This is a genomic window from Kineococcus arenarius subsp. arenarius (genome assembly GCF_050871845.1).
In the GTDB taxonomy this organism is placed as follows: domain Bacteria; phylum Actinomycetota; class Actinomycetes; order Actinomycetales; family Kineococcaceae; genus Kineococcus.
Map to the genome: position 1 here is coordinate 1 of NZ_JBJLSE010000122.1, position 10,563 is coordinate 10,563.

The following is a 10,563-nucleotide window of genomic DNA, read 5'->3' on the forward strand; positions in this document are numbered from 1 at the left end:
GCACCCCCTCTGCCGGGGGTGCGGGGCCGTTCGCCGTCGCGGGGTGCTCAGCGGCCGGAACGCGCCCGCTGCTCGGCGGGCACGGCGCGGCGGGTCACCGCGTACAGCACCGCACCGACGGCGAGCAGGATCGCGGCCCGCAGCCACACCCCTGCCTCCTGCTGGGTGAGCAGCGCCACGCAGGCGAGCACGCCGAGGACCGGCAGGACGGTGGGGGCGCGGTAGTGCCGGTGGGCGACGTCGTCGCGGCGCAGCACGAGCACGGCCACGTTGGTGGCGATGAACACGAACAGCAGCAGCAGCACGACGGTGGCGGCGAGGTCGGCGAGGTCGCCGGTGGCCACCAGCGCCATGGACACCAGGGTGGTCACGACGATCGCCACCCACGGGGTGCGGCGGTTCGGCAGGACGCGGCCCAGCACGCGCGGCAGCAGGCCCTCGACGGCCATGCCGTAGGTGAGGCGGCTGCACATGATGGCGGTCAGCAGGGCGCCGTTGGCGACGGCGATGAGCGCGATCAGCGAGTACAGCCAGCCCGGCAGGCCGACGTCGGCGACGCGCACGACCTCCAGCAGGGGCCCCGAGGACGAGGCGATCTGCTCCGGCGCCACCGCGGTGGAGACCGCCAGGCCGACGAGCACGTACACGACCCCGGCGACGGCCAGGCCGCCGAACAGGGCGCGCGGGTAGGTGCGCGAGGGGTCCACGGCCTCCTCGGCGACGTTCGCGGAGGTCTCGAAACCGACGAAGGAGTAGAAGGCCAGCACGGAAGCGGCGAGGATCCCGGTGACGGCGGACTGGCCGGGCGCGAACTCCAGGGTGCGGCCGGGGTCGCCGTCACCGCGGCCCAGCACCACCGCGGCGAGCGCCACGATGAGCAGCAGGCCGCCGACCTCGATCACCGTCATGGCGACGTTGGCGCGCAGCGAGTCCTTGATGCCGCGCATGTTCAGCAGCGCCACCAGGGTCAGGAAGACCAGGGCGGCCGGCAGGGCCGGCACGTCCACGAGCGCACCGAGGTAGTCGCCGGAGAACGCGAGCGCCAGCCCGGCGACGCTGGTGACACCCGCAGCGAGCATGGAGAAGCCGACGAGGAACGAGACGACCGGCCGCTGGAAGGCGCGCTGCGCGAAGACCGCCGCTCCCCCGGCCTTGGGGTACTTGGTGACCAGCTCCGCGTAGGAGGTGGCGGTCAGCGTCGCCAGCACGAGGGCCACGACGAACGGCACCCAGAGGGCGCCGCCGACCTCACCGGCCAGCACGCCGACGAGGGCGTAGATGCCGGCGCCGAGGACGTCGCCGAGGATGAAGAGGAACAGCAGCTTGCCGCTGATCGCGCGTCTGAGGCCCGTGGTCTGGACCTCCGGGGTGGTCCCCGCCTGTGTGCTCACCCCGAATCCCTACCCCACGGCCGTCGGCGCGGCACGTCGGCGCGAGCTGCCCGTAGCGGGCCGCTCACAGTCTGAATGCCTCCCGGGGCCGGGCGACGACGAGGTCCACGGCCGTCTCCGCGGCCTCGTCCGGGGTGAGGCGGTGCTGGGCGACGAGGTCGGCGAGGTAGCCGCACTCGACCCGGCGGTTGGTGTCGTGCCGGGCGGGGATGGACAGGAACGCGCGCGTGTCGTCGATGAAGCCGGAGGTGCGGGCGAACCCGGCCGTCTCGGTGACCGACCGGCGGTAGCGGGTGATCGCGTCGGGGGCGTCGATGAACCACCAGGGGGCGCCGACGTACACGGAAGGGTAGAACCCGGCCAGCGGCGCCAGTTCGCGCGAGTACGCCGTCTCGTCGATCGTGAAGAGCACCAGCTGGAAGTTCGGGGCCGTTCCGAAGGCGTCGAGCACGGGCCGCAGGGCGCGGGTGAACTCCACGGCCACCGGGATGTCGGCGCCGACGTCGGTGCCGTAGCGCTGCGCGGTGGCGGTGTGGTGGTCGCGGCACACCCCCGGGTGCAGCGTCATGACCATGCCGTCGTCGGCGGCCATGCGGGCCTGCTCGAACAGCAGGTGCCGGCGCAGCGCGTCGGCCTCGGCCGGGGTGACCCGCCCCGCGCGGGCGGCGGAGTAGAGGCGTTCCGCCTCGTGCGCCTCCAGCGGTTCGGCGCGGGCGTCGGCGCGCGCGTGGTCGCTGGACACGGCGCCGTGCGCGCGGAAGAAGGCGCGGCGCTCGACCATGGCGGCGACCCAGCCGGCGAGGGTTCCGGTGTCCACGCCGGCGCAGGCGCCCAGCGCCTCGACGCGCTCGCGCCAGCCCGGCCTGCCCGCCTCGAGGTACGCGTCGGGCCGGAAGGTGGGCACCACGCGCCCGCGCCAGTTAGGGTCGTCCAGCAGCGCGCGGTGGTGTCGCAGGTCGTCGCAGGGGTCGTCGGTGGTGGCCAGCACGTCGATGCCGAAGCGCTGGAAGAGCGCCCGCGGGCGGAACCCGGGGGTGGTCAGGCGCTCGGCGATCGCGTCGTACACCTCGTCCGCCGTGGCGGCGGAGGGGGCGACGTCGATGCCGAAGACCTCCACGAGCTGGGCCTCCAGCCACGTCTTGACGGCCGTTCCCCGGTACGCCTTCCAGTGTGCGCACAGCAACCGGAACGCGTTCCGCTTCTGCTGTGCGCTGAAGGTGTCGACCCCGACACCCAGGTCGGCCAGGCTGACTCCCTGCGCGTGCAGCAGGCGGGTGACGTAGTGGTCCGGCGTCAGCAGCAGCGAGGTCGGGTCCTCGAACGCGGCGTCCTCGGCCAGCCACTGCGCCGGCACGTGCCCGTGCGGCGAGGTGATCGGCAGGTCCCGGACCTGCTCGTACAGCTCGCGCGCGATGCCGCGCGTCGTGGGGTCGGCCGGCAGGAGGCGGTCCGGGTGCAGGGTGAGCGCGGTCACGCGGCCATCCTGGGCTGGGCCGGCGCCGCGCGACAACCGATCGCCGGGGTGCTGCGACCCCTGCGCGGCTCGTGGGCGGGGCGGCTAGGCTCGCCCCCGCGGGCGACCGCGAGGGCCTCTAGCTCAACTGGCAGAGCAGCGGACTTTTAATCCGCGGGTTCAGGGTTCGAGCCCCTGGGGGCCCACCCGCCCGACCTGCACGGATACCGGCTCTGCGGCATCGACGAGCAGGCTCGACGGCAGTAGTTGACGGCAACGTGGGTCCACTTCCACCGGCCTCGACGAGGAGCCCCGCCGTGTCACTCGGAGAGAACCCCGCGCCGCTCTGCCTGTGCGGCTGCGGGGAGAGCCCCACCGGCGCACGTGCGCGGTACCGCCCGGGGCACGACGCTCGACACGCCGGTCACGTCGCCCGGGCGATCAGGCGCGAGCCCGACCTGCGCGAAGAGCTCCTCATGACGCTGCCGTCCGAGCAGCTGCGCGCGAAGGCGGCGGCTCAAGCCGCCGGGTCGGGAGCGGTGACCGCCCCTCCCCCAACGACAGGCGCTACGCCCGTGCCGGTTCCCGCTCCCGCGAGCGTGGCGGCTGAGGAGGAACTGGCGAGCATCCCGGCGCAGGACGACGACGTGCCAGCAGGAGACAGCGCTGTCCAACGCCATATCGAGGCCTTGATGTTCGACGCGCTGGCCGCCAGGCTCTTCGTCCGCCTGGCGCCGGAGCGGATCACCCTGTCCGACGGGTCGTGGGTGGAGGTCGACGGGGTGAGCCAGGAGCCACCGGTGCTGGTGGAAGCGTGGGCACACCAAGGCCCACCGAAGGGTGCCCAACGGAACAAGGTCCTCGCCGATGCTTTCAAGCTGGCGCACGTCGCAAAGGCGCTGGGCGGTCGGCACCGCAAGATCCTGTGCTTCAGCGACGACGCAGCCGCCGCACCATTCACCGGTCGTTCCTGGTACGCCGGTGCCTTGCACGCTGCTGGGGTCGAGTGCCACGTCGTCGCGCTGGACGAGGAGTGGCGTCAGCGCGCGCTGGAGGCGCAACGCCGCCAGTTCCGCTGATCGAGCACCGGGACTGCGGCATCGGCCACGATGCTGTGGTGAGCACCCGCCTCCTCGCCCCTGATCGACTCTGGACGCGGGCGGAGGTGCTCGGACGCCCCACCCCCGTGCCGGCGGTAGGAGGCGTGTATGCCTGGTACTTCGACGCCGCCCCGCCCGGGGTGCCCGTCGGCGGGTGCCACCACGTCGACGGGATGGTGCTGCTGTACGTCGGCATCTCCCCCAAGCGCCCACCGGCGAACGAGGGCCCGGTGAGCAAGCAGACCCTGCGCAGGCGGGTGCGCTACCACTACCGCGGCAACGCCTACGGCTCGACGCTGCGGCTGACGCTGGGCGTCCTGCTGGCCGACGAGCTCGGCATCGGCCTGCGCCGCGTCGGCAGCACCGGCAACCGGCTGACGTTCAGCGACGGCGAGGCAGTGCTCAGCGAGTGGATGGCCGAGCACGCCCGGGTGTGCTGGGTGGAGGACTCGCAGCCGTGGCTCGCGGAGACGCAGCTCATCGAGGGTGTGGACCTGCCGCTCAACCTCGCGCAGAACGCCCACGGCAACTTCCACGCTCAGCTAACCGAGGCGCGAGCCCGACAACGCGACCTGGCGCGCTCTCTGCCTATCCTGCTCCGCTAGGGCGCCAAGACCCCGACCGCTGTGAGGACTTTCTCTACTCCGTCAAGGCGCTGACTACGGGGTTGGTGGGACCCTGGACCGGCGCGGAGCGCCGCAGCCAGGGCCCCACCAACCCCGTCACTTCACCGTGAGACCGGCTCGCACGATCGCCGCATGGCACCCGCCATCTTCCATAGCCAATGTCTTGTCTTTGAGCTATCGATTGAAAATGTGCCAATTTTCGGCCATCACCTCCACAGGCAATGGCGCATCAATCAGCTCGTATCCCTTAATCAGCGCATCGACCGCCTGACTAACCTCCTCCCTGCCCTCGACGAGAAGAACGCGCACTACAGCACCTGCACGAGCGGACGACGCTACTCGAACAATCGCTGGATGGACACCACCACCTTCGGACGCCACGGCGACCCGAGTGTTCAACCCTTCCTTGATGGATTCATGTATTACCGGCACGGTCAACACGGCCTCCCCACGAGAACCTATCGACCAATGCCCAACCAAAGGCTCATCTCCCCATGGAACGCTGCGTAGCGTAGATAGTTCTCCCGCGGCAACGGAAAGATAGAGAAAATCGAAATTAATTCCGTCGGTCGAATACGCGATGCGCCGCAAGTGGTCAGCACTCGCCCGGCGGGCGCCCCTCGCCTCGAGCAAGACCCCCATTCTTCACGAAGTGGTCGGGTCGTTGCATTGCGAACGGACGAATGACTAGCCAAGTAGTCACGGTGCTCATATTCTAATTGAGAAGCCGTTTGCAAGCATGACTCTGCCGCCACCCATTCCCTGCAAGTCAGCTTCTCCGCGGCGCGATAAGTGTAGTAGCGTATGACGTCATAAGCATCCGCCTCCATGAGCGTAAAGCTTTCATGGATGAACTTCAGCAGCGCCGTCAACTGTTCCGATGCGTTACTACTCGTTTCGTGGTATTCGTCTATCGAGCGCAGAACGAACTCATGAGCAGCGTTCAAAGCATGTAGAACAAAGCCACCGCGGTGAAGCCCAGAATCCCCTAGGCGGACATGCCATCGCTCGAAAATTGCGAACGACTCGTCAAAGTGCTTGGCCAGCGACAGTGCCTCCGCAAGGCGCAGATCGACCTCAAACTTGTCGGACTCAGAGATGCCGACGCGCTCACGGGCCGAATAGAGCGCGGCGAGGGCCAAGTTTGGATCGTCAAGTACCTGATTCAGCAACTCATCTAGCGACGACGTAGGCAAGTCGTAGTTGCCATACATCTTCCCCCACTGATGCCTCAGATCGCGCCTCAAATGCTCAACGTCCTCCTCCCCGCCCTTCTTGATGTTTGCCAGTGTTCCAAGAAGTACAGAGAGGCCATCCATGACCGTTTCAACTTTGGGATGTCCTGAGGAGTTTTCAGCTGCCTTGACAGCGGATTCCAGCGCCGCCTGGGCGGCTTGCAGGACTTCTGCGACTGGTCGACCCATTTGAAATTGACTGATGGCGCGCATGTAATGGATCTGCGCCCTCACAGGCCAGCCATTCAATGCCATGGCGTCGAGCCATTTCAACTCAAGCTCGGCCAGCCGCAAGGCCTCACTGGGCCTGCCAGACACTGATTTAAGTGTTGCCAGGTTACCCGCTGCGACTACTACGGTCGCATTGATTAGGCGAAGGCGGGTGAGGTGCCCGAGCACCGCATGAAGGTGACCCTCCAAGAGAGAGGAGCCCGTAAAATTTGACGCGCTAATGTGGTATTGAAGACATTGATCGAGCACTCCGATGGCGCCAGCCAATGCCTTCACAGCCTGCTCGCCGCGCGATTCACAGAGACGACGGGTTACATGCTGCACAATTTCATTGGTAGTGAACGTGTCAACATGCTGCTCAGCTGTTGCGTTCAATGCGCTTGGAACGCCCACTCGGCGGCGATCCACCAAGGATTGACTCCGCAATGCTCTGACGGCCTCATTGAGATCCCCCGCCTCGGGTGTATTTGGATTAGGCACCCCGATCCAAGGACTGTCTACGGGCACATTTCGCAGCAGAGAAGCGTAGTACGCTAACCCAACCGGGAATGAATGGGCATTCACGTAACTCAATACTCGCATTATTCCCAGCGCAAGCCCTGCCACTTCGGGCGAGAATTGGTCCAAGATTCGATCCATAGCCAACTTGAGTGCCGCGCCTAATGACTGTGGATACCCTGGAGGCACGAGGTCCTCCGCGTAAAGGGCACGGTCGCGAATCTGAGCTAGATACTGATGGGCATAGGGCAGTGCAATTTCAGTGCTGAGTAGATACGACGCAGCCAACTCCATGGCCAGCGGCCAGCCCTCAAGCTCACTAGCTAACGTCTCGGCCACTGATGCTTCCTCAGGCGTGACCGATGACTCTGGAAGGCTTTGCTTGAGGCGGCGAAGCATTAGGGCCTTGGATTCGTCAGGCTCCATCGCCCCCACCGAAATTCTAGCCCCCGCCGTAGCCCAACTACCGCTGTTTGTAGACGTGAATACAATGCGTCCCCGGCCAGAGCGCGGAGTCCACTGCCACACCAGTCGCTCGCTCGTAGCATTATCGAAAACTAGAAGCCACTGCCCCGGGAATGACTCCAACAGGGCTCTAAAACTCGCCTCAACGTCTCCCGTTCTATGGTCCGTGGAAGGGTTTTGACCCAAGACCGCCGCAGCCGACACGTTTAAGCTCTCTTCGGTGGTGGCGTCCACCCAAACAATTACATCGTAGGCATCAGCGTAATCGGCAATATACGCGGCGGCGAGACTTGACTTGCCGATGCCCGACATTCCTGTTAGAGCCACTGAACGGATACTTCGGGTCGAATCGTCTTGGCGAAGGCATGCCTCGATGTCCGACAGTATCTTCCCTCGACGAACGTCCGGGACCCTAGCCATGCCCACGCCCATCGCCTGGCCCCATGTATACCTACCTACAGATACTGCGATCACGAATTTGTCAACCAAAATTTGCGCTCGCGCGTCGTCCAGTGAAAAGACTCGAGGGCCCTCGGAAGTCGCCCTGTCCATGACTTGTTGTACCAAATGGTTAAGCAGCAGGCCGGCGCCTTGGGTTCCCACTCCGCTTCGCCGTCCCAGCCGATACTCTCGAAGCCGATCTCTCAAGCCCTTACTCAGTTCGTCAATGGGCTGATCGGCGAAAAAGAGCTTACAGCGAGAAAGCCTGAGCAGCTGTTCGCGGGACAAGTCCACCAAGTCACCCACCGACGGTGCTATGGCAACAAGTTGCTGCAGGCCTGCCTTGAGCTCATCGATATCGGCGGCGCCATGAATTAAAGTCGCCAATCGAACCGCGGGGCTCGTGGCTCGTGCGTTGGTCCTTAGCTCATACTCATCGGCCACCTGTTGGGTTAGTCGAGCTAGAACGCGAACCACCGCACCGACGCCCATTGGCCGGGAGGCCATCACATCTCTGACTGACTTAATTTGAACCGATTTCAAGCAGCAGCCGCTCGAATCAAGGACGGCATAGTCCACGATTTGCTGGTCAGTGGGGTCATCATCGCCCACTTCCCCGCTCCACCCTTCGATCTGTATCGAAGCGGCAGTCGAACTTGCATCAGTGAGAAGGTCTAGAATCTGTCGGACGGTCTGCAAATACTGATAACGAAGACCGCGCGCAGCCTCAACCCCTCCGTCAGCGACACCCACCGGTTCATTCATGGCTACATGTCTAGCACGTCACGCAGACAGAAGGCAGATCCAGGTAACCATTCGCCATCTAGGACACCCTTATGAGCGTCTCTATGCGCAATGGGCTGGCAGGGGGTGTCATGCGCCGATGTATCGACGCAGCTCGCACAGCATGCTGCTCCGATCATCGCTAGGCGTCCCTACTAGAAGCGTGGTTTGCCCCAGCCGTCAGGCCGCGCCGATGATCGGTGACGTTGACGGCAACCGTGAGGGCAACGCGACGGCAGCCGCCCCGCTCCCCCCGCACGCCGGCGCACCATCGCCGCAGGTCAGCCGCCCTGCCCGGACCTCGCTGGACGCCCCTCCCTGCTCTTTTAATCCGCGGGTTCAGGGTTCGAGCCCCTGGGGGCCCACACGGCGTCTGACCTGCAGCCTCACCCCTGGGAGGGCTCCTCGCCTCGCCGTGATCGACTTCCTGCGGCCACGCCACGGCCACACCCGTCGCCCTGGCCCTCCGCGCATACGCCACGGCGGCCGCGATCGCGTCGGCTGCTTCCCGCGCCACCTCGGGCACGACGTGCATGTAGAGGTTGCTCGTGATGTGCGTCGTGGAGTGGCCCAACCGGGCGCTGACGACCTCGATGTCGACGCCGGCGGCCAGGGCCGAGGTGGCGTGCACGTGCCGGAGGTCGTGCAGTCGGATGCGCTCCACACCGGCCTCGGCCACGGGCCGGCCGAACAGGTGAGCAACGACGTCGGGTCGCAGCATCTTGCCGTAACGATCATGGTGGCACCCTCACGTCCACCGGCGCGCAGCGAAGTCCCGGGCCATCCCCGCCCCGCCGTCCACGAGCGGGTCGGCGAAGGTCGTCACGTCCGCGACGACATCGGCCAAGTTCGCGGGGAGGTGCCGGCCATCAGCGGCCAGCGACGACCGGTAGGTCGCGTAGTTCCGGGCGCGGAGGGCCACGAGGTCGGCAGTGACCGTCGACAGAGCCACAAGTTGGGTCCCGCGGTGGCCAGCTGTGGCGGCTAGGTGTACCCGGCCATCACGTTGGTGCCAGGCGGCTGATCGGCGGGAGGCCACCGAGTGCGCTGTGACGGCGTCGAGTGTTGTAGTGCTCGATCCACGGCGCAAGGGCAGCGGCGCGTTCGGCGTTGCTGGTGAAGACCTGCCGGTAGGCCCACTCGGTGGCCAGGGTCCGGTTCAACCGCTCGACCTTGCCGTTCTGCCAGGGGCAGTGCGGGCGGATGAACTTCTGCTTCGCACCCAGCGCGGCGCAGACCTCGCGCAGGGACCAGCGGTAGGCCCAGGCGTTGTCGGTCATGACCCGCTCGATGCGGGCGATGCCGCAGGCGGCGAAGTAGGCCGCCGCCCGGGTCAGGAAGCCGGCGCAGGTCGGTCCCTTCTCGTCGGGCAGGATCTCGGTGGGGGTACCACCCGCTCGCGGGGGATAGGCCAGCCGGGAGTGGTCATCGACGAGTGAGTGGACGTAGTCGTAGCCGATCTTGGTGCTGCGATCGCGGGTCCTCTCCCGATCCGCGCGGCCCAGGGCGCGCCAGCCGCCGCCGTCGGGGATGCGGCCGATCTTCTTGACGTCCATGTGCACCAGCTCGCCTGGACGTTCCCGCTCGTAGCGGACGGCGGTGGTCTTGGAAGAGCGCAGGACCGCACCAGTCATCGGATCCAGCGCTGACAGGTGCGCGATGCCGTGGCGAGCCAGGACGCGGGAGACGGTCCGCGCCGGCACGCCGAGCTGAGCACCCAGTGCGTCGGGTCCTCGCCGTTGGCGAGCGCGCAGGTCGACGATGCGAGCTTCGACCTCGGCCGGTGTCCGTGTCGGGCTGTGGTGCGGGCGGCTGGAGCGGTCCTGCAGGCCCTCGATTCCTTCGGCGGCGTAGCGGGCGACCCAGGTGCGGACGCACTTGCGGGAGACGCCCATCGCGACGGCGATGTGGGCTTGGCGCCAACCTTGCTGGTGGCGTTGGACGATCAGGAGCCGGCCGTGGACGGTGGTGCGGGCGTTAGCGTGGGCCACGAGGACCTCCGGGTGGATGTGGACCTTCGACAAGTCACACCCCACCTGGGGGTCCTCCCTCGTTCAAGCCGCCGCGCTGCTACCAACGTCCTGGCCGGGTACACCTAGTGGTCAGCTCGGGAAGTTCTTGATCACCTGATCTGCACGTTTCGCTACTGGGCTGGTGATCAAGCACGCGGCATCGTCGGTGGCCGTGGGTACAACACTTCCGACGATGCCGCACACGGCGCAGACTATCGAGCAGCAACTGCACTACGTCGCCGCCCACCCCGGCGTGGCGCAGCGGCACGCCTTCCGCGCCCGAGTGGCGCTGGCAGCGCGCAGCAGGTCGCTGCGCGCAGTCGCAGCC

At 66.7% G+C, this 10,563-nt stretch carries 9 protein-coding genes and 1 tRNA gene; 3 read left to right on the forward strand and 7 right to left on the reverse strand.

What is annotated here, in order from left to right; genetic code table 11:
* Window positions 1-47 precede the first annotated feature (47 nt).
* Together ACRYM0_RS18965 and uxaC are read right to left on the reverse strand one after the other, a co-directional pair.
* The gene (locus tag ACRYM0_RS18965) at window positions 48-1,391 is read right to left on the reverse strand and encodes an APC family permease (protein ID WP_432507403.1); all 1,344 of its coding nucleotides are present in this window, start codon (window positions 1,389-1,391) and stop codon (window positions 48-50) included.
* A gap of 64 nt (window positions 1,392-1,455) precedes the next feature.
* On the reverse strand, window positions 1,456-2,865 hold the full coding sequence (uxaC, locus tag ACRYM0_RS18970; protein WP_432507404.1) for a glucuronate isomerase: 1,410 nt from the start codon (window positions 2,863-2,865) through the stop codon (window positions 1,456-1,458).
* A 112-nt stretch (window positions 2,866-2,977) separates the two neighbouring features.
* Here uxaC and ACRYM0_RS18975 point away from each other — a divergent pair.
* The 3 genes from ACRYM0_RS18975 to ACRYM0_RS18985 all read left to right on the forward strand — a co-directional run bounded on the left by ACRYM0_RS18975 (window position 2,978) and on the right by ACRYM0_RS18985 (window position 4,549).
* Window positions 2,978-3,050, forward strand: a tRNA-Lys gene (locus ACRYM0_RS18975).
* Between the two features lie 270 nt (window positions 3,051-3,320).
* Entirely contained in the window at window positions 3,321-3,923 is a 603-nt protein-coding gene (locus tag ACRYM0_RS18980; RefSeq protein WP_432507405.1) for a hypothetical protein, read from the forward strand.
* 38 nt (window positions 3,924-3,961) lie between these two features.
* Window positions 3,962-4,549 carry a GIY-YIG nuclease family protein gene (locus ACRYM0_RS18985; RefSeq protein WP_432507406.1) on the forward strand — a complete coding sequence of 196 codons (588 nt, stop codon included), beginning with the start codon at window positions 3,962-3,964 and terminating at the stop codon, window positions 4,547-4,549.
* Window positions 4,550-4,744: 195 nt separating this feature from the next.
* On the opposite strand, the gene ACRYM0_RS18990 is transcribed toward ACRYM0_RS18985, so the two are convergent.
* The 5 genes from ACRYM0_RS18990 to ACRYM0_RS19010 all read right to left on the reverse strand — a co-directional run bounded on the left by ACRYM0_RS18990 (window position 4,745) and on the right by ACRYM0_RS19010 (window position 10,214).
* Entirely contained in the window at window positions 4,745-5,011 is a 267-nt protein-coding gene (locus tag ACRYM0_RS18990; RefSeq protein ID WP_432507407.1) for a hypothetical protein, read from the reverse strand.
* Between the two features lie 17 nt (window positions 5,012-5,028).
* Entirely contained in the window at window positions 5,029-8,205 is a 3,177-nt protein-coding gene (locus tag ACRYM0_RS18995) for an NB-ARC domain-containing protein (protein ID WP_432507408.1), read from the reverse strand.
* A 160-nt stretch (window positions 8,206-8,365) separates the two neighbouring features.
* Window positions 8,366-8,944, reverse strand: a complete 579-nt coding sequence (locus ACRYM0_RS19000) for a tyrosine-type recombinase/integrase (RefSeq protein ID WP_432507409.1) — start codon at window positions 8,942-8,944, stop codon at window positions 8,366-8,368.
* Window positions 8,945-8,971: 27 nt separating this feature from the next.
* On the reverse strand, window positions 8,972-9,145 hold the full coding sequence (locus ACRYM0_RS19005; RefSeq protein ID WP_432507410.1) for a hypothetical protein: 174 nt from the start codon (window positions 9,143-9,145) through the stop codon (window positions 8,972-8,974).
* A gap of 79 nt (window positions 9,146-9,224) precedes the next feature.
* Window positions 9,225-10,214, reverse strand: a complete 990-nt coding sequence (locus tag ACRYM0_RS19010) for an IS481 family transposase (protein ID WP_432507411.1) — start codon at window positions 10,212-10,214, stop codon at window positions 9,225-9,227.
* Between the last annotated feature and the right edge of the window lie 349 nt (window positions 10,215-10,563).

Bases quoted from the DNA above. Each gene is read 5' to 3' on its own strand.
- ACRYM0_RS18980 (WP_432507405.1), top strand. From the start codon at position 3,321: ATGACGCTGCCGTCCGAGCAGCTGCGCGCGAAGGCGGCGGCTCAAGCC.
- ACRYM0_RS19000 (WP_432507409.1), bottom strand. From the start codon at position 8,944: ATGCTGCGACCCGACGTCGTTGCTCACCTGTTCGGCCGGCCCGTGGCC.
- ACRYM0_RS18995 (WP_432507408.1), bottom strand. From the start codon at position 8,205: ATGAATGAACCGGTGGGTGTCGCTGACGGAGGGGTTGAGGCTGCGCGC.